At 59.1% G+C, this 23,659-nt stretch carries 18 protein-coding genes; 13 read left to right on the top strand and 5 right to left on the bottom strand.

Going from position 1 to position 23,659, the window contains the following annotated elements; genetic code table 11:
• Positions 1-215 precede the first annotated feature (215 nt).
• Entirely contained in the window at positions 216-1,325 is a 1,110-nt protein-coding gene (locus tag ACFQY0_RS12645; protein WP_379712909.1) for a GntR family transcriptional regulator, read from the bottom strand.
• Positions 1,326-1,446: 121 nt separating this feature from the next.
• Here ACFQY0_RS12645 and ACFQY0_RS12640 point away from each other — a divergent pair, with 121 nt between their 5' ends.
• From ACFQY0_RS12640 to ACFQY0_RS12610, 7 genes are all read left to right on the top strand, one after another.
• Entirely contained in the window at positions 1,447-2,340 is an 894-nt protein-coding gene (locus tag ACFQY0_RS12640; RefSeq protein WP_379712907.1) for a carbohydrate kinase family protein, read from the top strand.
• 24 nt (positions 2,341-2,364) lie between these two features.
• Positions 2,365-4,095 (top strand): purine-cytosine permease family protein, encoded by a 1,731-nt coding sequence (locus tag ACFQY0_RS12635; RefSeq protein ID WP_379712905.1) that lies wholly within the window; start codon positions 2,365-2,367, stop codon positions 4,093-4,095.
• Positions 4,096-4,099: 4 nt separating this feature from the next.
• The gene (locus ACFQY0_RS12630) at positions 4,100-5,596 is read left to right on the top strand and encodes a mannitol dehydrogenase family protein (protein WP_379712903.1); all 1,497 of its coding nucleotides are present in this window, start codon (positions 4,100-4,102) and stop codon (positions 5,594-5,596) included.
• A gap of 102 nt (positions 5,597-5,698) precedes the next feature.
• Positions 5,699-6,958 carry a carbohydrate porin gene (locus ACFQY0_RS12625; RefSeq protein ID WP_379712901.1) on the top strand — a complete coding sequence of 420 codons (1,260 nt, stop codon included), beginning with the start codon at positions 5,699-5,701 and terminating at the stop codon, positions 6,956-6,958.
• 289 nt (positions 6,959-7,247) lie between these two features.
• Positions 7,248-8,975, top strand: coding sequence for an MbnP family protein (locus tag ACFQY0_RS12620; RefSeq protein ID WP_379712899.1), 1,728 nt, complete (start codon positions 7,248-7,250; stop codon positions 8,973-8,975).
• A gap of 64 nt (positions 8,976-9,039) precedes the next feature.
• On the top strand, positions 9,040-9,663 hold the full coding sequence (locus tag ACFQY0_RS12615) for a transposase (protein ID WP_379712897.1): 624 nt from the start codon (positions 9,040-9,042) through the stop codon (positions 9,661-9,663).
• Positions 9,664-9,790: 127 nt separating this feature from the next.
• Positions 9,791-10,318, top strand: coding sequence for a fused DSP-PTPase phosphatase/NAD kinase-like protein (locus ACFQY0_RS12610; protein ID WP_379712895.1), 528 nt, complete (start codon positions 9,791-9,793; stop codon positions 10,316-10,318).
• Between the two features lie 9 nt (positions 10,319-10,327).
• On the opposite strand, the gene ACFQY0_RS12605 is transcribed toward ACFQY0_RS12610, so the two are convergent.
• On the bottom strand, positions 10,328-11,245 hold the full coding sequence (locus ACFQY0_RS12605; RefSeq protein ID WP_379712893.1) for an endonuclease/exonuclease/phosphatase family protein: 918 nt from the start codon (positions 11,243-11,245) through the stop codon (positions 10,328-10,330).
• Positions 11,246-11,407: 162 nt separating this feature from the next.
• On the bottom strand, positions 11,408-12,229 hold the full coding sequence (locus ACFQY0_RS12600; protein ID WP_379712891.1) for a hypothetical protein: 822 nt from the start codon (positions 12,227-12,229) through the stop codon (positions 11,408-11,410).
• A 273-nt stretch (positions 12,230-12,502) separates the two neighbouring features.
• Here ACFQY0_RS12600 and ACFQY0_RS12595 point away from each other — a divergent pair, with 273 nt between their 5' ends.
• From ACFQY0_RS12595 to ACFQY0_RS12580, 4 genes are all read left to right on the top strand, one after another.
• Entirely contained in the window at positions 12,503-13,069 is a 567-nt protein-coding gene (locus ACFQY0_RS12595) for a type 1 glutamine amidotransferase domain-containing protein (RefSeq protein ID WP_379712889.1), read from the top strand.
• A 221-nt stretch (positions 13,070-13,290) separates the two neighbouring features.
• Entirely contained in the window at positions 13,291-14,316 is a 1,026-nt protein-coding gene (locus tag ACFQY0_RS12590) for a sugar phosphate isomerase/epimerase family protein (protein ID WP_379712887.1), read from the top strand.
• Positions 14,317-14,448: 132 nt separating this feature from the next.
• Positions 14,449-14,640, top strand: coding sequence for a DUF4177 domain-containing protein (locus ACFQY0_RS12585; RefSeq protein ID WP_379712885.1), 192 nt, complete (start codon positions 14,449-14,451; stop codon positions 14,638-14,640).
• Between the two features lie 249 nt (positions 14,641-14,889).
• Positions 14,890-18,075 carry a glycoside hydrolase family 2 TIM barrel-domain containing protein gene (locus ACFQY0_RS12580; RefSeq protein ID WP_379712883.1) on the top strand — a complete coding sequence of 1,062 codons (3,186 nt, stop codon included), beginning with the start codon at positions 14,890-14,892 and terminating at the stop codon, positions 18,073-18,075.
• Positions 18,076-18,091: 16 nt separating this feature from the next.
• Here ACFQY0_RS12580 and ACFQY0_RS12575 read toward each other — a convergent pair whose 3' ends face one another.
• Positions 18,092-20,638, bottom strand: coding sequence for a glycoside hydrolase family 2 TIM barrel-domain containing protein (locus ACFQY0_RS12575; protein ID WP_379712881.1), 2,547 nt, complete (start codon positions 20,636-20,638; stop codon positions 18,092-18,094).
• Positions 20,639-20,758: 120 nt separating this feature from the next.
• On the opposite strand from ACFQY0_RS12575, the gene ACFQY0_RS12570 reads away from it, so the two are divergent.
• Positions 20,759-21,532 carry a dienelactone hydrolase family protein gene (locus ACFQY0_RS12570; protein WP_379712879.1) on the top strand — a complete coding sequence of 258 codons (774 nt, stop codon included), beginning with the start codon at positions 20,759-20,761 and terminating at the stop codon, positions 21,530-21,532.
• Between the two features lie 42 nt (positions 21,533-21,574).
• The gene (locus tag ACFQY0_RS12565) at positions 21,575-22,645 is read left to right on the top strand and encodes an App1 family protein (protein ID WP_379712877.1); all 1,071 of its coding nucleotides are present in this window, start codon (positions 21,575-21,577) and stop codon (positions 22,643-22,645) included.
• Here the strand turns inward: ACFQY0_RS12565 and ACFQY0_RS12560 are convergent.
• Entirely contained in the window at positions 22,642-23,619 is a 978-nt protein-coding gene (locus ACFQY0_RS12560) for a diacylglycerol/lipid kinase family protein (RefSeq protein ID WP_379712875.1), read from the bottom strand. The two genes, ACFQY0_RS12565 and ACFQY0_RS12560, sit on opposite strands and share 4 nt — an antisense overlap.
• Between the last annotated feature and the right edge of the window lie 40 nt (positions 23,620-23,659).

Genomic DNA, 23,659 nt, shown 5'->3' with positions numbered 1-23,659 from the left:
CACCAAGAGAGGGAGAGACTCTCGCGCTACGTTTTTATACGCATACCCCACCCCGACGAGAAAAATCGGAATCCGCGTCAGCAAAGGATCGGAAAAGTGCGCAATGCCACCAAAAACACCGAGTTTTCGACCCCGGCGGAGGCCGGATTTGGCAGAAGACCGAAAGAAATCGAGATGCCGAAGCGAGAGATGCCTGGCCCCCCCGCCTGCCGAGCTCAGCGGGGCGCTTGGGCCTCTCCTTCGCTCGACGATGATTCCCTCACGACGAGTTGCCCCTGGAGCGCGATGCGCTGGACCGGTGCGTCGGGGTGCTTGATGCGGTGAATCATCGCGCCCGCCGCCGTGCGTCCGATGTCAAAGCACGGCTGCTGATAGCTGGTGAGCGGCACGCTGACGAGGGAGGCGTACTTCACGTCGTCAAAGCCGCAGACCTTGATCTCTTTCGGAACCTTGGCCCCCCGATCAAGCAGGTTGCGAAGGAGCAGGGAGGCGGTGGCATCGTTGGCACAGATGACGCCGTCCACGCCCTGCTCCAGCAGCTCCTTCGCCACCTTTCCCAAATCTCCTTGGCCGTCTTCCACGCTCATCAGCTCGCCCGGCTGACGCCCGTGCTGAATGAGTGCTTCCCGGCAACCCATGCGGCGAAGCTGCACGGTCATCGCCGGATTTCCACGGGTGACGAACGCCAGCCGCCGGCACCCGCCGTCGAGCAAGTGCGTCGCCACCACATAGCCGGCCTCGATGTTGTCGATGCCGATCAGGTCGAAGGGAGTCTGTCGCGGCCAGCGGTGGATGTCCCGGTCGAGAAGCACCACCTGAATCCCCGCTCCGGAAAGACGCTCGATGATCTCCAGATTGAACTCCGTCGGGTCGTCGACGTGCTCGGCAGGCGCAAAGAACACCCCGCGGACTCGCGCACTGATGAGCTGCGAGGTGAGCGACTCCGTGTGCTTGCGAAGGTCGTCGCCAAAATTGAGCTCGCTGGGGCGGATCACCCTCATGCCTTCGATCCCGGCAGCTTCCGCGATGCTGCTGCAGATCGGTTCAAAAATTTCAGTCTCGGAAAGCTGCGGAATCAGCAGTCCGGCCAGCAATCCGGTCTTCCTCGGGGCCAGGACCTGGGTGCCGAATCCCGCCTTCCGATGAACCAGCTTTTCATCGGTCAGCAGCTTCAAGGCCCGCGCGATCGTCGGCCGCGACGCCTCATAACGGGCGCAGAGCTCGGCCTCGGTCGGCAACAAATCTCCCGGCAGATACTGCTGATTGTGGATCTGCCTGCGGATTTCCTTATGCACCCGCAAATACTTGGGCTGTGGCTCTTTCACGAGGCATTTGTCAGGTATTTGTAATATACTGGCAAGCCATTTGTAACATGCAGACTTTACATTCGACTCTCATTCCAATTAGTCTACCGAAACTCAAGGCTCATTAACCTACTAAGGATCAGTGAACAAAAACCCCAACAAACCCAGAATCGTCGGCCTCGGAGAAGTCCTCTGGGACATGCTCTCGGACAGTGGACGCCTCGGCGGCGCCCCGGCCAACTTCGCCTGTCACTGCCACCAACTCGGTGGCGAATCCTACCCGGTCAGCTGCGTCGGCGATGACGAGCTCGGCCATCAGGCCCGCGCCGAACTTGCTAAGCTCGGCATCAGTTCCGAGTTCGTCCAAGAAAGCAGCACGCACCCGACGGGTCAGGTTCAGGTCACCCTCGATCCCGCCGGAAAGCCGAGCTACCAGATCCTCGAGGACATGGCCTGGGACCATCTGGAGTTCACTCCTGAGTTCGAGGAGCTCGCCGCCTCCCTCGATGCCGCCTGTTTCGGAGTGCTCGCCCAGCGCTCGCCCAAGTCGCGGGCAAGCATCCAGGCATTCCTGAAACACATGCCCGAAGGGGCGCTGCGGATTCTCGACGTCAATCTGCGTGCCCCCTTTTTCTCCAAGCCGCGTGTCGAGGAATCCCTCGAACTCGCCACCATTCTGAAACTCAGCGATGAAGAGCTCCCCGTCCTTGCCGACTACTTTGAGCTCGAAGGCAGCGAGACCGAGAAGCTGTCCGCCCTTCTCAAGCGCTTCGAACTCGACCTGGTCGTCTACACCTGCGGGGCCGAAGGCAGCATCCTCTTGAGCAAAGATGAAACCCATCGCGCTCCAGGCGTCGAAACCACCGCCATCGATTCCGTCGGTGCCGGCGACTCCTTCACCGCCACCCTTTGCATCGGCCTGCTGAAAGGCCGGCCACTGCCCGAGATCAACACCCGCGCCAACCAGGTCGCCGCCTACGTCTGCTCGCAAAAAGGCGCCTGCCCCGAACTTCCCGCCCATTTGAAAACCATCTAACAAACCCAAGCCCCAAAAAACCCCATGGACCCAAACAGTAAATTCGCCCAGCTCGACGGCGTCAGTGAAGAGCAGCTGCCCATCGCCAAACACAAACTTCACGGCTGGACCCACTTCATGGGCCTCTATGCCGGTGAGCACGTCGCCGCCACCGAGTTCGTCATCGGTGCCACCTTCGTCGCGATGGGTGCCAAGACGATGGACATCATCATCGGGCTGCTGATCGGCAACATCCTCGCCATCCTGAGCTGGACGCTGATCACCGCGCCGATCGCCACCCAGACCCGGCTGAGCCTCTACACCTACCTCGACAAGATCGCCGGCAACTCGATGACCAAGCTCTACAACTGGGCCAACGTCATCATCTTCACGGTCATCTCCGCCGCGATGATCACGGTCTCGAGCACCGCGGTCCGCTTCCTTTTCAAAATCCCCGCACAGCTCGACTGGTATCCCACCAACGCGATGTTCGTGCTCGTGGTCCTCGCCGTCGGAGCCATCGTGGTCTTCGTCGCGATGTATGGATTCAATGCGGTTTCCGAATTCTCGGGCATCTGCGGTCCGTGGCTCTTCGTAATGTTCACGGCAGGCGCGCTGGTCATGATGCCGGCGCTCGCCGACTCGGTGCTCGGCACCACGGTAGTGCAGGGCTTTTCCGACTTCGTCGCCATCGGAGATCAATCGATCTGGACCGGAGTCAATGCTCTGGGACAACCGGGCATCGGGTTGTTAGAAGTCATCGGCTTTGCCTGGGCAGCCAACACCATCACCCACTTCGGACTCATCGACATGGCGCTGCTGCGCTATGCCAAGAAGCCGATCTACGGACTCTGCACCAGCTCCGGCATGCTCTTCGGCCACTACCTCGCCTGGATCGCCGCAGGCATCATGGGCGCCGGCACCGCCGTGCTGGTGAAGAAATCCATCATCGAGCTCGACCCGGGCGACGTCGCCTACCAGGCCCTCGGGCTGTCCGGCTTTGTCATCGTAATCGTCGCCGGCTGGACCACTGCCAACGCCAACCTCTACCGCGCCGGTCTTGCCGCGCAGGCGATTTTCCACAAGCGCTCGAGAAAGCAGACGACCCTGGCCGTCGGCATCGTGACGATGATCATTGCCTGCTTCCCCTTCGTCTTTGGCAAGATGCTGCCGCTGCTGACCTACGCCGGACTGCTCGTCGTGCCGGTCGGTGCCATCGTTTTCGCCGAGCACTTCATCTTTCCCCGCATCGGAATGACCCGCTACTGGGTCAGCTACCGGAAGCTCGCCCACAGCACCCCCGCAGTCGCTTCATGGGCGGTCGGTCTCGTGTTCGGTTTCGGACTGAATGCGCTCAACGTGATGTCATTCTACTACCTCTTCCTTCCCACCTGGGTCGTCACCATCATCGTCTACACCCTGCTCGCCAAACGCTACGGCGCAGCACAAAAATACCCGGCCGAGCAGGCGGCGATGGAGCAGCAGGAGCAGCTCGTGGAAGACTATCAGGAACATCAGGCAAGCATCACGCCTCCCGCAGTCGTCGATCGCTCGATCCTTTCCAGATCCCTGCACTGGATCGCCCGCACAAGCCTCGCCATCACCCTGATCCTCGCGGCAGTCACCATGTTCGGCAGTCCGGATATCGAGGCCTACGACAAGAACCGGGCGACCTTCTACCTCTACGGCTTCATCTGCACGCTCATCTACTTCGTCGCTGCCTACTGGGCGCTGCGTCGGAAAAAAGCCCTCCAAACCACCCTCCAACCCCAATAAACCCATGAAGGAACCCATTCGATTGAACCAGACCAACCTCGCCCATCTGCCCTCATCCATCGCCCGGCCGGGCTACGACCGGAGCAAACTCGAGGCAGGCATCATCCACATCGGGGTCGGCGGCTTCCACCGCTCCCACGAAGCCTACTACACCGATGAGTTGTTAGAAAAAACCGGAATCACCGATTGGGGTATCTGCGGTGTCGGGCTGCGCCCGGCCGACCGCAAGATCGCCGAAGTGCTCAAGCGCCAGGACTACCTCTACACCCTGATCGTCAAGCACCCCGACGGACGCATCGAGAACCGCGTCATCGGCTCGCTCATCGATTTCATGCTCGGCTGCGATGACCCCGTCGCCGTCACCGACCGCATGGCATCGCCGATCACCCGGATCGTTTCCCTCACCATCACCGAAGGCGGCTACAACTTCAATCCCGCCACCGGCAAGTTCGACTTCAAGAACCCCGAGGTGAAGCACGACATCGCCCATCCTGATAAGCCGAGTATGGTCTTCGGCTACCTTACCGAGGCCCTGCGAAAACGTCGAGCCGCTGGTCTGGCGCCCTTCACCATCCAGTCCTGCGACAACATCCAGCACAATGGCGACATGACCCGCAAGATGCTGCTCGCTTTTGCCGAAGCGCAGGACCCATCCCTGGCCGAATGGATCGCCGAAGAAGTCGCCTTTCCCAACGCCATGGTCGATCGCATCACTCCGGTCACCACCGCGGCAGACATCCAACTGCTCGAGGAAGACTTCGGCGTGAAAGACGAATGGCCCGTCACCTGCGAGCCCTTCTGCCAATGGGTGATCGAAGACAAGTTCTGCGATGGCCGACCCTCGTGGGAGGAAGTCGGTGCCCAGTTCGTGCCGGACGTGACACCTTACGAAACGATGAAAATCCGCCTGCTCAATGCCGGGCACTCGGTGCTTGGCCTGCTCGGATCGATCCACGGCCACAAGACGATCGACGGCTGCGTGGCGGACCCGCTTTTCGCCACCTACCTGCGGCGTTTCATGGATGCCGAAGCCACCCCGGTGCTCGCGCCGGTGGAAGGCGTCGACATCGAGGACTACAAGGACTCGCTGTTAGAGCGTTTCGCCAATCCCAACATCAAGGACGACCTCGCCCGCATCTGCCTTGAGAGCTCGTCCAAACTGCCGAAGTTCCTCATCCCCACCATCACCGAGAATCTCGACCGGGGAGGCAGCACCGACTTTGCCACGCTCGTCATCGCCGCATGGTGCTACTACTCCGACAAGGGGACGGACAAGGACGGCAAGAAGCTCGAGATCGTGGATGACATGAAGGCCGAACTTCACAAAGCCGCCGCCGGAACCCCGCGAAACAAGCTCTCGTTTCTCAAACTGAAAGCCGTCTTCGGCGACCTCGCCAATCGCAAGGACTTCACCGACGAATATGTCCGCATGATCGATGCGCTCTACGAAAACCCGGACATCGCCCGCCTGATGCAAGCTCAGCTCTTCGGTCGGGAATAAGCTTCTCCCCGTCCCCAAAAGACCCACTTCCCAACGCCTGCCAAGCCAGGCGTCACGCACCCACTGCGCCTCAAACCAGGAATCCATCCAACATCCAAACCCATGAAAAAGATCACGCTCACCACCGCCATCACCTCCTTCGGAATCATCTCCGCATCCGGCGTCGAACCGGACCCATCGGAACAAGCCCCAGAATCCTCGGCCCAGCTCACCGCTGTCGCCATGGAAGACGGAGAGTTCAATTCGGGAGACTACCTAACAGGTGACTGGGGCGGCCGACGCTCCCAGCTTATCAACGCAGGAGTCACGCCCTTCCTCTACTACGACACCATCACCAGCGCCAATGTCGCCGGCGGCATCAAGGATGACCTCGGCTTCGTGGGCCAGGTCTACGGCGGCTTCGACCTCGACCTCGAGAAACTCTTCGGATGGCACGGCACCACCATGAAGATCTCCGGCGTCAACCGCCACGGCAATACCATCAGCAACTCGGTCGGCGGCATCTACGATCCCCAGACAATCTACGGCGGTCAGACGACCTATCTCTATCAGCTCTTCCTTGAGAAGCAGTTCAATGATGAGTGGTCGGTGAAACTCGGCCGCGTTTCCGCCGACTCGGATTTCGCCAAATCCCCGCTCTACGGCTACTCGCTGAGCACCGCCATCAACGGACCGATCCGCGCCACACTTCTGGAAAATTCGATCACCTCCTTTCCCTACGCCGTCTGGGGTGGGCGTGTGAAATACCAGCCCACCGACGAGCACCAGTTCCAGCTCGGCGCCTACCAGACCGGCCCCGACCAGTGGGATTTCAGCGAACATGGTCTCGACTGGAGCTTCCGCAGCGAAGACGGCATCTCCGTGATCGCCCAGTACGATTGGACTCCGGAAATCAACGGCCGTGAATCCCGCTTCTTTGTCGGTGCGATCAATTCGTTCCGCGACTTCGACAACTTCGATGGCGTCAACACCACCGATTTCCTGTTCCGTGTCTACGCGCACGGGGAAGTCGAAACCTGCGACGACTTCAAGGTCTTCGGCATGGTCACTTACTCCGGCCAGGATGAAGTTGCCAAGACTCCGGTTCAGATCAGTGCGGGCGCCAACTATCAGGGCATGATCCCCGGCCGCGACGATGACCACACCTTCTTCTTCGTCACCTACGGTCAGCTTAGTAATCAATACGGCGACTCCATCGGCGAGGACGTCACTCAGGAGATCGTCTACGAACTCGGCCACCGTTTTCAGGTCGCCCCGGCCTTTTTCGTCCAGCCCTCGATCCAGTACATCCAGAATCCTGGCGGCACCGGAGCGATCGACGACGCCCTTGTGCTCGGCGCCTGGGTGGGGATGACTTTCTAATCGACGCGCCGATTCGGGCCTGGCGGCGAAACCGGGGGGAAGTCATTACCGAGACTGATCAATCCCACGCCAGTTCCACAAATTTCCTTAACAGGGACTGGATCGCTGCGATCCCGACTCAAGCGACCTTCGCATCCCGGAGGTCGCTTGATTTTTTACGTCACCCATCCATGCTGCATCAAAGCCGTCGCATCTGCCAAGATGGCAAAAGTCCACTCGCACTGCGGACCCGGTGGCATGCGCCTACCATGTCCACCAGTCGCAGGCCTCAGCAATCCGTCCGAAAGTCATGTTCCTCCGACGCTCATCACGATTCGCAACGCGTTGGTGGATTCTTTTTCTAATCACTTCTCACGTCTCACCCGGCACTTCATTGCATCTCGACTTCTCCCACGAAGTCGACGGCCGCCCGCTGCTCGCCGACTCCCTTCGCTACGAGAACTCTCGTAGCGAAACCTTCTCCGTCACCCGCCTCGACTGGCTGGCCACCGACTTCTCTCTAACAACCGCCGACGGCAGAAAAATCAACCTCCCCAACACCACCGCCTTCATTCCCACCCGCGGCGGCACCTTCACCCTGCCCGATCTCCCGGCGGAAAAGATCAGCGCCATCAGCTTCCATCTTGGTCCCAACGAGGAGATCAACCACTCCGAACCCGCCGCCTACACCGCCAACCACCCTCTCAACCCGAATTTTAACAAGCTCCACTGGGACTGGCAGGGAGGCTACATCTTCCTCGCCCTCGAAGGTCACTGGCGTGCCCCCGAACAGAAACTTCCCGGCGGCTTCGCCTACCACTTCGCCCGCGATCCCAACCGCAGCACCATCACCCTGCCGCTCGACATCAACCTCCGTGACGAGCATTACGTCACGATCGCCCTCGATCCCAAGAAACTCCTGACAGGTCTCTCCTTCGAGAAAGACGGCGCCACCACCCACTCCGCCGAGGGTGACCCCGTCGCCGCCCGTCTAAAAGAGAATCTCCGGTCCGCGTTTCGCATCGTCACCATTCAAAAAGGCGGCATCCCCACGCCACCGAATCCGGCCAAACCCATCGACCTCCCGGCGAACCCCAAAGGCTACCCGATCACCCTTCCCAAACACATCCCCCTCCCCGCCCTTCCCAGCGACAACCCCATTCTAACAACTCGCGTCGCCCTCGGCGAGAAGCTCTTCCACGAGCCGAAACTCTCGCGCAACAACACCATTTCCTGCGCCTCCTGTCACCAGGGTGAGACCTTTTCCGACCCCCGCACCCTCAGCCCCGGCACCGATGGTCAGCTCGGCACTCGCCACTCCATGCCGCTCTTCAACCTGGCGTGGAAAAGCGCCTTTTTCTGGGACGGCCGCGCGCCCTCTCTACGGGAACAGGCCCTCGTCCCGATTGAAGACCATCTCGAAATGGACGAGTCGTTGGAGAAGGTCGTCGCCAAAATCAAAGCCGACTCCGCCTATCCCCCACTCTTCACCGCCGCCTTCGGATCCGGAAACATCACTCCGGAAAACATTGGCCTTGCGATCGAGAACTTCCTCCTCACGCGCCTCAGCCTCGACTCCAAACTCGATCAATCCCTCAAGGGCAAGGCCACCCTAACAGATCAGGAGAAGCGCGGCTTCGAGCTCTTTTTCACCGAGTCTGAACCACGCCTCGGCAAGCTCGGGGGCGACTGCTTTCATTGCCACGGCGGCGCCCTCTTCACCGACCACTCCTTCCACAACAACGGCCTCTCCGGCGATGACCCCGGTCTCTTCGCCGTCACGGGAAAAGAGAGCGACATGAAGAAGTTCAGCACCCCCTCGCTGCGCAACATCGCCCTCACCGCCCCGTACATGCACGACGGCCGCTTCGCCACCCTCGAGGAAGTGATCGATCACTACAACAGCGATTTCGAGCTCAGCGAAACCCTCGACCCCAACCTCGCCAAGCACCCTCAAGGCCTGGGCCTCAGCGAAGCCGACAAAGCCGCCCTCATCGCCTTTCTAAAGACCCTCAGCGATCCAGACTTCACGAAGTGAACAAGGAGCAGCGACTTCAGTCGCTTCTTTCATTTCTCCTGAAAGCGACTAAAGTCGCTTCTCCATGAAGTTCTACGATCCCCTCGCGAGAACAACCGTTTACCAAAACAACCTCACTCACTGGGAGCAGGATCACGCCACCTACTTCATCACCTTCCGCCTCGCCGACTCCATCCCCGCCGAAGCGATTCAAAAGCTTTCCATCAAACGCGAAACCTGGCTCCTCGCCAACCCACGACCATGGACCGACGAACTCGAAATGGAGTTCCACAAACGCTTCTCTCATAAACTCGACGAGTGGATGGACCTCGGCCACGGCGAATGCCTCCTCCGGCGCAGTGAACTTCGCGAGCCCCTCGCTGAGATCTTTCTCTCAGACCATGGCAAAGCCTATCAGATGATGTCCTTCGTCATCATGCCAAACCACGTCCACCTCCTCGCCTCTCTAATCGACATGACTCTCCCAGAGGTCATGAGAAAATGGAAAGGCTCCTCCGCCCGAGCCATCAATCAATTGGCCGATCGCACCGGAACCCTCTGGCAGAAAGACTACTTCGACCGCCTCATCCGCGACCCCAAGCATCTCTTCCGCGTCACCCGCTACATCCAAAACAATCCAACAAAAGCAAAACTCCCCGAGGGTCACTTCACCCTCTGGCCCCAAGGAGAAGCGACTTCAGTCGCTTAATCGCGCCAAAAGTCGCGACACCTTGTTCCTGCCATGGCCGAGAATAGGAAGATCACTGGACAAGCAAGCTTGCCGGTCGAAGCATAGCATTATGATTTGCAGTCGATCGAGATTCGCAGCGACCGCGATGTCCACCATCGCCGCATCGTGCCTGATGTTTGCAGGCTGCATCTACACGCCGAGCATAGAGCCTCGTCCGAAGATCTGGGCGCAACCCGTGGAGAACGCGAGGCTCTCCAACCTCCATCAGGTCTCACCCGCCCTCTATCGCTGCGCCCTTCCTGACGAGCACGGATACACCGCCGCGAACGAACTGGGCATCAAGACGGTCGTTAACCTACGCCCTGGAAAGTCCGCCACCAAACCCGTCGGCTCCATCCCCAACTACTTCAATATCCCGGTGCGATCCAGCGCCCCGACTTACGAGGAAGCGCGGGAGTTTTTCCGAATCGTCGATGACCCGAAGAACCAACCGGTGCTGCTGCATTGTTATCATGGCGCCGACCGCACTGGCGCCTTCACCGCGCTCTACCGGATCAACCGCCAGGGCTGGTCAAAGGACGACGCCATCGAGGAAATGACCGGCGGCGGTTACCATTTCCACACGATGTGGAAATCCCTCGTCGAATGGGTCAGAGAGGCTCCGGAGTTTTGAACTCGTCGCTCAGGGAGCGGGCAGCACCTTGTAGCTCAGGACCAGCGGCAGGTGATCGGAGCTCACGGTGTCGCGGTGCGTGTAGCAATCGAAGACCTCGATACCGCGCGTGTAAATCCGGTCGAGCCGGATGTCGGGGTCGAAGCCATTGATGCGGTGCATCCAGCGCAGCCATCGAGGTGCCGGCGAATGCTCGGGACCTCGCGGCACCACTTCGCTGAGTCCCGCCTCACTCGCCCGTTGATTGAGCAATTCCAGCCGCCGCTCGCTCCACACATTGAAGTCGCCACAGACGATCGCCGGTGAATCCGAATCCTTGAGGGATTCCAGGATGCGATCGAGCTGGTTCGGCAACACCGAGAAGGGAACAAAGTTCAGACCGTGACAGTTCACCACCCGCAAGGTGCGGCCGTCGGGAAGTGGCACGTCGCTGCTCAATGAAACTTTCGGTGAAGCGACAAAGAGTTCCCGCTTCGGTGCCCGGATCAATCGGGCCTCGGAGGCCGCCCCCGACTGACAGCCGAAGGTCATGACTCCCGTGGATTTTTTCGCAAAGGGCAGCCGCCAGCTCGGGGCGTAGTGGCCGCTGACCGCTTCCCGATGAAGACCTTTGATCAGGTCAAAGGTCGTCGATCGCACCTCCTGCATGCAGACGATCAGCCCGTTTTTCTCCGGCACGGCTTTCAAAAGTTCGCCCACATCCTCGTTGAAACTCTGATGGCTTGCCTTGTGGACGTTCCAACAGATGAAGTGGGATGCGGTGGACGGGGTTGGTTCCGGAGGCGCTGTTCTGGCACTCACCGGAACTTTCCTTACAAGCGCTTCGCTCGATGCTCCGAGGGTCGTTAGATCACGCATCGAAAGACAGCTGGCGGAATGCAGGACCAGAAGGCCGATGAGGCTGGCTTTGAAGAAACGCTGAAACATGGGCAACGGAGAGCAAAGGAGACGAAAGGCCTCACTCGGAGATCACCCGCCAGAACGACGGATCGCCGCAACCTGCGCTGTTTTCTCAATTTCACCAGCCCTATTTTCCTCGGATATCTACGCAGGCCGGAAAGGTTCATCACCTTCAGATGCCCTCATGACCTACCGTCTCCCCCGCGCTGCAATAACTTGCTCGGCATAGCGTTCGGCGCCGCGTTCGTCCGGATGGGCGGCGGCCGCGAGATAGCAGTGGACGCCGGTTTTTCCGCGGGTGATGGCCAGGGTGCACTTGCGCGCCCGTAGCGACATCATCGGGTCGCCCGCCCACGGCGGAAAGAGCAGCGAGTTCCGACCGAAAAGGCTTTCCGCATCGCCAAAACCCGAAGCAACGAACTGGCAGTTTCGCCCGAACTCCGCGCTGATTTCCCGCGCTGCCTGTTTCAAATGACGGTCCGACTCCGCGACAAACAACCGGCAGTTCGCGACGGCGTTTTCGACAAAGTCGTCGCTGTTCTTCACGTCATCCCGGTCCACGCCCTCCGCCTCCAGAAAGTCTTTGATTTGCTCCCCTTCCGCACGCCGCGAAAGGATGGGATAGTAGCCGAGCAGGAAAATTTCGGCTTTGGGGAAACGGCGGGCCACTTCAGCAAGGACTCGCCGCATGTCGTGATAGCAGGACTTCTCAACCGCCTGACGAATGAAGTCGGACGTCGTTCTCGGATTCACGATGGTCACGGCCCCGACCTCGTTGATCCCGCCCTCGATCAGAACCGTCACGCGCGATGAGCGCGAACCCTTCACGGACTTTACCTGAGCATCGATCGATGGCGCATCCCGAGGGATTTCTCCATGGAGATGGTCATCGCCACCGTCCCCGCACACCGTCGCACCGGAATGAGCAAGCATGTGGCTGCGCACCTTCACCCAGGAGTGTTTCTCAATCGACCGCGCGAGCAGCGAATGGATCTTCTGCGATGGCTTCAATCCCTGACCCCACAGGATCGAAGAACCGAAAATGTAAACCTGGTGCCTTGGTCGAAAAATTTTGAGGAAGCGACTCGGCAGCAGGCCCATGCCCGAGCGTAACCGATGCTCCGGAAATTCCTATGGCGATGTGGAGAGCTGTCGGATTTCAGCCTCAAACACGGGTCAAATTCTGCAACGTCGACCTTGCAGATCTCGACTATCGGCACAGCAAATTCTGCGTAACTCATTGAAAAACCTCATGGCACGATCGCCGCTCCAGTTGAAGACGCCATGAAACAACATGATCTCACCAATAAGACCATTGCCATTCTCGCGACCGACGGATTTGAGCAGGTCGAACTCACGAAACCCCGTGCCGCGATCGAAGAGGCCGGAGCCACCACGCACATCGTGTCCCTCAAGCCCGGAAAGATTCAGGGCTTCAATCACGCCGACAAAGGGGATCAATTCGAAGTTGATCGGACGCTCGATAGCGTGACCGCTTCCGACTACGACGGCCTCCTCATTCCCGGAGGCGTGCATAATCCCGACGCTCTGCGGGTCGACGAAGGAGCCGTTCACTTTGTGCGCGAGTTCTTCAGACAGCACAAACCGGTCGCAGCGATCTGCCACGGCCCATGGGTGCTCGTCGAAGCAGGCGTGCTCAAAGGCCGCACGGTGACCTCTTGGCCGAGCCTCAAAACCGATATCACCAATGCGGGAGGCAACTGGGTCGATCAGAAAGTCCATTGCGACGAAGGACTCGTCACCAGCCGCAACCCGGACGACATCCCGGCATTCTGCGCCAAGGCGATCGAGGAATTCGCCGAAGGAAAACACGCCGAGCAGACTCCATGAGTCGTCGGACGCACGGTGCGTTGCCGACGATGTTAATCTCTATCCGCAAGCCGAAACAGCTTGTCGCCGATCGCCCCTGAAATCGTCAGGCCTTCCACTTGGGAGCTGCGAATTTGGGGGCTTTTTTTCCGTGGCCCCCCGAGGATCTCGATCTTCGGGCGGATTGCGACACCCTTCATCAAGAAGATTGAGTTGGTCTACAATCATGATACAGCTTATCCATGAAACTCAACCGTCGCCGTTTTCTCGCCTCCTCCGCCGCCCTTGCATCCGGAGCCTTTATTCCTTCCTGTTCCAAAACGGAGAAACCGGGTCCTCGGCTGGCTGAAACATCGCCATTCAAGCTTTCCCTAGCGCAATGGTCGCTCCATCGAGCACTTCAGAGCGGTGATCTCGACAACCTCGACTGGCCTCATTACACGGGCGATTTTTTCCAAATTAATGCGCTGGAATGGGTCAATCAGTTTTTTGCGGAGAGGACCGATAAGCTGGGACTCCAGCCACGTGGCGGCGACTACATCGACCAAATGAAAAAGCGCTGCGATGACAACGGCATGATTAGCTTGCTCATCATGTGCGACGGTGTCGGCCAAATCGGCGACCCGGACGAAGCAAAGCGCCGTGCCGCCGTCGAAGGCCACTACGCCTGGCTTGATGCCGCCAAGAAACTGGGATGCCACAGCATTCGGGTGAACTCAGCATCAAACGCGAGTCTCGCCCCTGAGGAACAAGCCAAGCTCTGCGCCGATGGCCTGCGCCGCCTTTGCGAACATGCCAAGCCCATGGAACTGAACGTCATCGTCGAGAACCATGGCGGACTTTCTTCCCACGGCGCCTGGCTCGCGGGCGTGCTCAAATCCGTCGGCATGGATAATTGCGGTAGCCTTCCCGACTTCGGAAACTTCTACGTTGCGAAGAAGCGCGACAACGCCGCGCAGTTCGAGCAAGCGAAGAACCTTTTTTCCGGAGTGGAGGGCCTCAAGGAAGACGAGTTCGGCCTCGCTTACGATCGCTACCAGGGACTCAAGGATCTCATGCCTTACGCCAAGGGAGTTTCCGCCAAATCGCACAGCTTCACGGCCGAAGGAGAAGAGCAGCACACCGATTACGCCAAGATGTTGCAAATCGCCAAAGACTCCGGGTTCACCGGCTATGTCGGCATCGAGTATGAAGGCTCCGATCTCAGCGAGGAAGAGGGCATTCTCGCTACCAAGAACCTCCTGCTCGAGAAGCTCGAACAGCTCTGAGACGCTCTCAATCGGCGGAGCCGGATTTGATCGCCAGCCCGACCGGCTCCGCCTGAATTTTTCCTAACAAATAGCGAGCTGCATTCGTCGCCGCCGTCAACGGTCGGGAAATAACAGTCGCAAACCCTCGTCATGACCCCTTGGGAATATCAAGTCCTCCGCTTACCGGTCGAAAACGAAGTCCACTTTGACCACCTCGGCATCGCCGAGACCCTGAACCGCTGGGGCGAACACGGCTGGGAACTCGTCTCCACCGAAACCATCGCGAAGTCCCCCTATGGGACTCTCTATTTCATCGCCACCTTGAAGCGGCCAGCGAGCTGATGCTCCATTCCCCCCAGCACGAACGTCTTCCGCCGTCCTTCAATCCTTAAGGAAACCCTCTTCGGGTAACTTAGGCCGATCGCGTATCGGCGAAGACTTGGGAAGTCGGCTCGGCCACTCGACGGCGCTCCGGAAGACCGCTGCCCCGTTTTGTGTCTTTTTTGTATACATCCGACATTTATCTTGGTTTAGAATTTCCTGCCGATGAGATCCAAGCCCCTAATCCTAAACCTCTTTTGCGCCAGCTTGATGCCCCTTTTCGCCGCCCCTTTAGATTGGGAAAACGAGAAAGTCTACGAGCAGGGGAAAATGGAGGCGCGCGTTACCTCCTACTCCTTCACCAGCAAGCAAGATGCTCTCAGCGGTGATCGCGACCGTTCCCGCATGCAGTCGCTCAACGGCAGCTGGAAATTCCACTTCGTCGAAAAGACCCAGGACCGCCCGCTCGACTTCTTTTCGAAAGACTTCGTCGGCAGCGACTGGAAAGACATCGAAGTCCCCTCCAACTGGGAACTCCAAGGCTACGGTCAGCCGATCTACACCAACATCACCTATCCTTTCACCCCCGAAATCCTGACTCGCGAACCGGACTGGGATTGGAAAGGTCCGCAGCCACCCCGCCCACCGAAAATCTATCGCGACAACCCTGTCGGCAGCTACTTCCGCGACTTCAAGGTGCCGGCCGATTGGCATGACCAATCGATCATCCTCCACTTCGGCGGCGTTTCCTCCGCCTTCTACGTCTGGGTGAATGGCGAAAAAGTCGGCTATAGTCAGGACAGCTGCCTCGCCGCCGAGTTCGACATCACCGAGTTCGTGCAGGACGGAAGAAATCGCGTCGCCGTCCAGGTCTTCCGCTGGAGCGATGGCTCCTACCTCGAAGACCAGGACATGTGGCGCCTTAGCGGCATCCAGCGCGAGGTCCTGTTGCTCGCCCAACCGAAGGTCGCCATCGACGACTTCAACATCCGCACCCGGTTCGACAAAAACCTCAAAAACGCCCGCCTTGAAATCCGTCCCGAGCTGTGGGTGCAGACCGCTCCCGATCAGTTCAAGGACTGGAAAATCACCGGTCAGCTCTTCGATGCCGAGGGCAATCTGGTCCCTAACAGCAATACGTCGGTGCCCGTCGAAAAGGTCTACAACGAGCGCTACGCCGCCCGCGACATGCCCGTCTTCGCCCTGATGCGCGCCGAGATCGAAAGCCCGCGAAAGTGGTCCGCCGAAGATCCCTACCTCTACAAGCTTGTCCTCTCCCTCGAGGACGCCGACGGCAAGCTCATCGAAGCCCGCAGCCAAAACGTCGGTTTCCGCAAAATCGAGTTCAACGAAAGGCGCGAGCTGTTAGTCAACGGCATCCCCGTGAAAATCATGGGCGTCAATCGACACGACCACCACCCGACCCGTGGCAAAGCACTGCTCCGCGAAGACATGGAAGCCGACGTCCGTCTGATGAAGCAGTTCAACTTCAACGCCGTGCGCACCGCGCACTACCCGAACGACCCGCACTTTCTCGACCTCTGCGATCAGTACGGCCTCTATGTCCTCGATGAAGCCAACATCGAAACCCACCACCTCGGTGGATACATCCCCAATCAACCTTCCTGGACCGCCCCGATCCTCAGCCGCGTCTACCGCATGGTCGAGCGCGACAAGAACCACCCGAGCGTGATCGGCTGGTCGCTCGGCAACGAGTCGGGCACCGGTCCTGCCTTCGCCGCCGCCGCTCACTGGATCCGCGATTTCGATCCGACCCGCTGGGTCCACTACGAAGGCGCCCAAGGTGACCCGGCCGACCCCGCTTACGTCGAAGAAGATGACGTCGGCTACAAGGTCACCAGCTGGCCGGTCTATGCCAACCCCGACGATCCCGACTACGTCCACGTGCTCAGCCGCATGTATCCGAATCTCAGCCAGCTGGTGGGCATGTCGGAAAGCAAGCACATCAACCGCCCGATCATCATGTGCGAGTATCTCCACGCCATGGGCAACTCGATCGGCGGCCTCGGCGATTACTGGGATGAAATCCGTTCCCGCCCGAACCTGATGGGCGGCTACCTCTGGGACATGATCGATCAGGGCCTCGAAAAGAAGGGCCCCAACGGCAAAACCTTCTTCGCCTACGGGGGCGACTTTGGCGACAAACCGAACGACGGCAACTTCTGCTTCAACGGCGTCTTCGCCTCTAACAGAACCCCCAACCCCCACGCTTGGGAATGCAAATACGTCTTCCAACCGCTCGTCTTCGAAGCCGAAGAGGAAGGCCGCGTGAAGATCACCAATCGCTTCGAGACCACCAATCTCAGCAACTACGAAATCCGCTGGACCCTCAGCGAGGACGGCAAGGAGCTCCAATCCGGCGTCCTCCCCACCACCGACATCCCCGCCCGCCAATCCACCGTCGCGGAAATCCCCTTCGAGCGCCCCCAATACAAGCCGACCTCCGAATACTGGATCAACCTCAGCGTGCACGAAAAGGTCGACCGCCTGTGGTGCAAAAAGGGCCATCAACTCGCCCACGAACAGATCCAGCTCAAGGCAAAGGAATCCACCACAGAGGCTCCGGCCTCTAACAAAGAACTCACCATCAACGACGCCGACGATGCCATCACCGTCAGCGGCAAGGGATTCTCCACCCGTATTTCAAAGGCCAGCGGTGAGCTCATCTCCTACAAACTCGGCAACATCGAGCAACTCGTCACCCCGCTGACCCTGAACTTCGATCGTCCCGGCACCGACAACGACCTCCAAGCCGCCAATTCCGGCCCCTTCAAGAAATCCCGCACCGCCTGGAGGAAGATCCTCTCCGAGCTGAAAAGCCCGTCGATCAAAGTCGGCGAAGTCGAAGACGGCGCGGTCACGATCAACTGCTCCCGCCAATCCGGACCGAAGGTGAAAATCAACACCAGCTACACCATCACCGGCGATGGCCGCATCAGCGTGAAGCTCGTCCTCGATGCCAACGCCTCCCTGCCCGACCTCATCCGCTTCGGCATGAGCACCGGTGTTCCCGCAGGCTACACACACACCAGCTACTACGGTCGTGGTCCTTGGGAAAATTACCCGGACCGCAAACGCAGCGCGATGATCGGCGAGTATGCATCCAAAACCGCCGAGCTATTCACCAACTACGCCTACCCGCAGGAGAACGGCAATCGCAGCGACACCCGCTGGCTGAAGCTGAGTAGCGATGACGGAGCGTCCGGCCTCCAAATCACCGGCAGCCCGGCCTTTGGTTTTTCCCTCTGGCCCTACGCCCCCGAGAACATCGAAGCCGCCGGCCACCCTTTCAATCTGAAGCCCCAAGGCCACTTCACCCTGAACATCGATAAGATCCAAAAGGGCATCGCCGGGACCCTCTCGACGATCCTGCCACAGTACCTCGTTCCTTCAGGAAATCACGAGCTCGAGTTCACCCTCGGGCCCGCGAACTGAAGCCCCCTTCTCTCGGTCACGGTTTCACCGTGACCGAGACCGCTTCGGACACGATCTCACCACTCTTCGCGGTAACCGTGATTTCCCCCGCTTGATCTGTCGACTGAAGCAGCAACAAGGCGCGACCCTGCCAGGTTGTGAGCTTATCAGATTGATAAGGCTGCACGCTTTTCTCCCAGCCATTGTCGACACCTAACAGCCGGGCGGGGCCTTTCACCTCGAAGCGTACTTCGCGGTCATCATTGACCACCGGCACACCCTTTTCGTCGAGCAACTGAAGCTCCACTCGAAGCACATCGTAGTGATTTGCACTCATGCTTTCGCGATCCACCTTGAGTTGGATTGCCTGCGGCTCACCACTCGTGCGCAACACATCCTCAGTCACGACCTTGCCCCCATTCGAACCGATCAGTTTCAGCTCACCCGAAGCAAAGGGGACCCGCCACCTGGCGATGCGGTCGTCCATTTCAGCCATCTTCCGCTGACCGAGTGACTCGCCATTCAGGAAGAGCTCGACTACCTCACAGTTCGAGTAAGCCTGAGCAATGATCGGCTCATCCTGCTTGTAGTTCCACGAAGGATAAATCCGATCCCATTCCCATCGGCGCAGCCACTTCATCGCCGGAATCTCGTAGTCCCGCTGAACGAAGCTCCAATTTCCCTCCTCATCGACCCGATGCTCGGACTCGTCCGCCGGCGTCGTCCCCAGCCATGACTTCGGCTTATCGACCCACATCGATTCAAACAAGTGCCCGCGCGGCGTCTTGAAACCCGCATAGTCGAAGAGCGAGATCTCCAAGCCCTTGCGTGGCCACGGACCGGCTTCTCCGAGGTAGGCAAATCCTGTCCAAATGAAAATCCCGGCGACAAAGTCGCGCTTGTTCGCGTTGTCCCACTCCGCCCAGGTTCCCCAATTTTCCGAGCCAATGATCGGCCACTCCGGATACCTCTCGTGGGCTCCATCGTATTCCCAGGCACGGTAATTGAATCCCACCACATCGAGCGCCTTCGCATAGCCCGTCGCATAGCCCACCGATGGATGCACCAAGCCGGAAGTCGCCGGCCGTGTCGGATCCTCTTCATGCGTCCAGTCCACCAATTTCTTCGCCGTCTCTAACAACTCGTCCGGACCTTGGTGAAGCTTCGCCATGCGCTCGCGGATCTTCACCGGATCAAAGTCCGGCGGCGTCTTGTGATAGTCCTCATTCGGGTCGCCCGGATTATAACTCGCCGATTGCGGGTAATAGGGATAGGTCCACTCGATCTCGTTGCCGATGCTCCACATGATCACCGAGGGATGATTGCGGTCGCGGCGGATCGTCGCTTTCAAATCCCGCTCGGCCCATTCTTCGAAGAGTTCGGAATAACCATGCGTCACTTCTTCCGGTGCCTTGTTGGCGCTGAGCCAGACCAGCGACTTGTCCTTCGGCACCTTCCACTCGTCGAAGAACTCATCCATCACGAGGAAGCCCATTTCATCGCAAAGCTCTAACAGCTCGATCGAATGTGGATTGTGCGACATGCGGATCGCATTGCACCCGACGCTCTTCAATCGCTCCAGCCGATCTCGCCAAACATCCTTCGGCACCGCCGCGCCCACCAGACCCGCATCATGGTGAAGGTTCACTCCCTTGATCTTCACCCGACGTCCATTGAGCAAGTAGCCCAGCTTCGCGTCAAAGCGCGAGTTTCTCAGTCCAAAACGAAGCGAGTAATCATCGAGCGTTTCCCCATCCTGCACCAAGCGGACCTTCGCCGTGTAGAGATTGGGCGACTCCAAGTCCCAGAGCTTCGGCTGCGTCAGACTCACCGGAACCGACACATCCCTCGATCCCTCGAGTTCCACATGATTCGTTCCACTTGCCACGACCGCATCATGCTTGTCGAGAATCTCGACCTGCACTTCCATCTTCCGAGCTTCCTTGTTCGGCGTCTCGATTTCCGTCCGCACGATCAGCTCCGCCTTCTCAGCACTGACCTCCGGCGTCTGCACCCAGACACCCCACTCCGGAATCCGAGTCGGAGCCGTCCTCACCATCCGGACATTTCGATAGATCCCCGAGCCTGTGTACCAGCGTGAGTCGAGATAGTTCGAGTGATCGACTTTCACCAGCAGCGTGTTCGCCTCTTTTCCGAAACGCAGCTCCGGCGTCAAATCAACGACGAACGAGACGTAGCCACTCGGACGACCACCCACGAGCTTGCCATTGAGATAGACTTTCGAGCGGCAGTAGACTCCTTCAAAAACAAGGCTGAGGTGATCCCCCTTCCAATCCTCCGGCGCCGTGAAGCTCTTCCGGTACCAGGCGACCCCCGCAGGCAGAAAGCCCGTACTTGCTCCGGTGCTCTCTTTCGTGAAGCCCTGAGCAATCGACCAATCATGCGGCAAGCGAACCTTTTCCCAATCCCCCGACTCGGCATCCTCCAAGGGCAGAAGATCCGCTCCAAGATGGAATTCCCAATCGAAATTGAAGTCATGGTCTTCCCTGGCCAAGCCCAGCGCTGGCAGGAGGCCGATGAGGATGAAGGCGACCCATTTCGAAAACTTCCCGTAAGTTGTCATACAAATCAACTGGACTGTGGGCACCCAGATGACAACCTCAAAACGGAGTGCATTCGAAGAATCGGCGACAGTGGGAGCGAGGCCGACTTGACAGAGGCTCAGCAGCTGCCTTCTTAGAGCATGATCTCCAAACTCCTTCTATTGGCCCTTCTCCCCCTCACCAGTCTTGCAGGGATCGTTGAGAAAGGCGTCGAGTACCAGCAAGGTGACACCACCCTCGAAGGTTACCACGCTTATGACGACTCCATCACCGGCGCTCGTCCCGGCGTATTGATCGTCCACCAATGGACCGGGCTCACCGACTACGAGAAGTCCCGTAGCAAGCAGCTCGCCGAACTTGGCTACAACGTCTTTGCTCTGGATATCTACGGCAAGGGCATCCGTCCGCAACCGCCCGCATCGGGTGCCGAGGCGGGGAAATACAAAGGCGACCGCGAACTCTTCCGCGCACGTCTGGCCGCCGGGCTCGAAGTGTTGAAAAACGATTCGAAGACCGATCCCTCCAAGATCGCCGCAATCGGCTACTGCTTCGGAGGCACCGGTGTGCTCGAACTCGCCCGCTCCGGAGCCGACATCGCCGGCATCGTCTCCTTCCACGGTGGACTCGGTGCCGCTGAGGGCATGGCCGCCGACAAGGACACCCTCAAAGCCCGCATTCTCGTCTGCCACGGCGCCGATGACCCCCACGTTCCCGACAAGGAAGTCGCCGCCTTTGCTGAGGAAATGCGCGAGGCCAAGGCCGACTGGCAGTTCATCGCTTACGGCAATGCCGTCCATGCCTTCACCCAGAAGATGGCTGGCGACGACAACTCGAAAGGAGCCGCATACAATGAGAAAGCAGATCAACGTTCGTGGGCGGACATGAAGCAGTTTTTCGCTGAGATCTTCGAGTGATTCCGCTTCTCCCGGCGGCAGCAGAAAGCTCCGACTCTCGCGATGCAAGGTCCTGAATCCACCCCGGGGACCATCCACCGTGTCCTCCTCCGACTGGAGAAGATTGCGGCACGACTGAGCCCGAAACGGCTGCCCGGTGAGCGCGCCTACGTGCGCTGCTTCGAAGGCTACGCCCATGGCTCGAAGCTCGTGATCCGTGGACGAGTCGAACGAAAGCGCGAACTCCGCGCCTCGGACGTCAATGATTCCAGACGTCGGAATTTCCTGAATATGGCGTCGAACTTCTTCACCAAGGAAATCCCCCACGCCACTGTCCACGGCGAGATTCTTGGTGAACGATTCCAGGTCGTTTGTGACGAAGAAGGGTACTTCGTCCACCACCTCGAACATCATTCCCTCCCCCAAGCTAGCAGCATCGAATTCACGGCAAGGGTCGAACGTGCCGACGATCCTTCTCACGAGTCCGCCAAGTCATCGGGGATCGTGACGCTTTGCCCCGCCACCGCGAAACGCATCATCATCAGCGACGTGGACGACACCGTCATCGAAACGGGTGCCGCCAAACTTTGGCAGCTGCTCAAGAACACCCTGCTCGAGAACGTCCACACCCGGAGAATCTTCCCCGGAGTTTCCAAATTCTACACCCGGCTTCAGGCAGGGCCGACCGGTCATGAACGGAATCCGATCTTCTACGTCACCAGTTCGCCATGGAACCTCCGTGACTTTATTCTCAAGATATTCGAGATCCGGAACACCCCGCGAGGTCCCTTGTTCATGACGGACTGGGGCATCGATCGCCACAAGCTTCTCAAGGCCGGACATCATGATCACAAGCTGGGCGCCATCCGGCACTTGCTCTCATTCCACGAACCCCTTCCTGCCATCCTGATCGGCGACAGCGGAGAAAAGGACCCGGAAATCTACACCCAGATCGTCGAAGAACACCCTGAGCGCATTGCCGCCATCTTCATCCGCAACGTCTCCCAATCGCTACGCGATGAAGAGATCCGGTTGCTTGCGCAAGCTTGCCACGGCCACGGGGTCAAACTCCATCTGGTCGCGGACACGAAGGCCGCCGTCGCCGAAGCAAAAGCCTCGGGATTCATCGCTTAGGGAAGGAGCCCCTTGTCCTCCGCATACCGCTGGGGCACTAGCAGGTGAACCCCTTTCGGGATCACCTCGACCTCAAACGGAGTGCTGCCCACGTACTCTCCATCAACCTCCAGCTTGAGTGGAGGATCCGCCTCGATTTTGAAATGCGTCGCGGAAAAATAACTGAGATCGTCGTCGTTTCCAAAGCGCTTGGTCAGCAGGCGCACGACGAGCTTCACGATGCCCCAGGCGCTCCGTGGTGCCATGATCGCCAGATCCAGCCTGCCATCGTGTGGATTCACATCAGGCCCGATGGCAATGCCGACATCGTGAATCTCCCCGACATTGATCACCATCACGGTATGCGCCCGGAATTGATGGACCTCATCGTCCACCGTCAGTCTGATGTTTGAATTCCGGAGGCCAAAGAGGTTCCTGATTCCGGTCAGCACGTAGGCAAAGAATCCGAGACGATCCTTCAATTCACGGCTCGCATCCTTGATCAACTCCGCATCCCATCCCGCACCGGCGACCAGCGCAAAGTAACGGTCGAACCCGGGCAGATACCCGACATCGGTCGCCACCACCACGCCATCGCCGAAGGCAAACTCCAGCGCTTCGTCAAACTCGGTCGGAATCGACAAAGCACGGGCTAACAGGTTCGCCGTCCCGGTCGGGATTTGAGCAAGCCCCGCACCGCTTTTGGATTTCACCAGGCCCGTAATCACTTCCATCACGGTGCCGTCGCCCCCCGAAACAATCACCCGATCACCCCTGCATGCCTCCTGCGCCCACCGCATTGCATCGCCTTCTCCCCGGGTGACTTTCAGATCATAGTCCAGCCCCGCCGCATTGGCCGCCGATCTGAGTCGGGCTTCCACATCCCGGCCGTCGTCCTGCCCCGCCACCGGGTTAACGATGATCAGGAGCTTGCGACGTTCTGCCCCGCCCGCTGAGCCCACTTCCAGATCCGCCTGCCCTGCATCGCTTTCCATTGCCAGACTGCTACGCCATCATTCTTGGGATAGATAGTCA

Source organism: Haloferula chungangensis (assembly GCF_042664875.1).
Classification (GTDB): Bacteria; Verrucomicrobiota; Verrucomicrobiia; order Verrucomicrobiales; family Akkermansiaceae; genus Haloferula; species Haloferula chungangensis.
This window is presented reverse-complemented; position numbering and strand designations above follow the sequence as displayed.

What these genes read in the sequence shown, in the direction of transcription:
- ACFQY0_RS12635 (WP_379712905.1), top strand. Translation starts at nt 2,365, where the DNA reads ATGGACCCAAACAGTAAATTCGCCCAGCTCGACGGCGTCAGTGAAGAG.
- ACFQY0_RS12630 (WP_379712903.1), top strand. Translation starts at nt 4,100, where the DNA reads ATGAAGGAACCCATTCGATTGAACCAGACCAACCTCGCCCATCTGCCC.
- ACFQY0_RS12625 (WP_379712901.1), top strand. Translation starts at nt 5,699, where the DNA reads ATGAAAAAGATCACGCTCACCACCGCCATCACCTCCTTCGGAATCATC.
- ACFQY0_RS12620 (WP_379712899.1), top strand. Translation starts at nt 7,248, where the DNA reads ATGTTCCTCCGACGCTCATCACGATTCGCAACGCGTTGGTGGATTCTT.
- ACFQY0_RS12615 (WP_379712897.1), top strand. Translation starts at nt 9,040, where the DNA reads ATGAAGTTCTACGATCCCCTCGCGAGAACAACCGTTTACCAAAACAAC.
- ACFQY0_RS12610 (WP_379712895.1), top strand. Translation starts at nt 9,791, where the DNA reads ATGTCCACCATCGCCGCATCGTGCCTGATGTTTGCAGGCTGCATCTAC.
- ACFQY0_RS12605 (WP_379712893.1), bottom strand. Translation starts at nt 11,245, where the DNA reads ATGTTTCAGCGTTTCTTCAAAGCCAGCCTCATCGGCCTTCTGGTCCTG.
- ACFQY0_RS12595 (WP_379712889.1), top strand. Translation starts at nt 12,503, where the DNA reads ATGAAACAACATGATCTCACCAATAAGACCATTGCCATTCTCGCGACC.
- ACFQY0_RS12590 (WP_379712887.1), top strand. Translation starts at nt 13,291, where the DNA reads ATGAAACTCAACCGTCGCCGTTTTCTCGCCTCCTCCGCCGCCCTTGCA.
- ACFQY0_RS12585 (WP_379712885.1), top strand. Translation starts at nt 14,449, where the DNA reads ATGACCCCTTGGGAATATCAAGTCCTCCGCTTACCGGTCGAAAACGAA.
- ACFQY0_RS12580 (WP_379712883.1), top strand. Translation starts at nt 14,890, where the DNA reads ATGCCCCTTTTCGCCGCCCCTTTAGATTGGGAAAACGAGAAAGTCTAC.
- ACFQY0_RS12575 (WP_379712881.1), bottom strand. Translation starts at nt 20,638, where the DNA reads ATGACAACTTACGGGAAGTTTTCGAAATGGGTCGCCTTCATCCTCATC.
- ACFQY0_RS12570 (WP_379712879.1), top strand. Translation starts at nt 20,759, where the DNA reads ATGATCTCCAAACTCCTTCTATTGGCCCTTCTCCCCCTCACCAGTCTT.
- ACFQY0_RS12565 (WP_379712877.1), top strand. Translation starts at nt 21,575, where the DNA reads ATGCAAGGTCCTGAATCCACCCCGGGGACCATCCACCGTGTCCTCCTC.
- ACFQY0_RS12560 (WP_379712875.1), bottom strand. Translation starts at nt 23,619, where the DNA reads ATGGAAAGCGATGCAGGGCAGGCGGATCTGGAAGTGGGCTCAGCGGGC.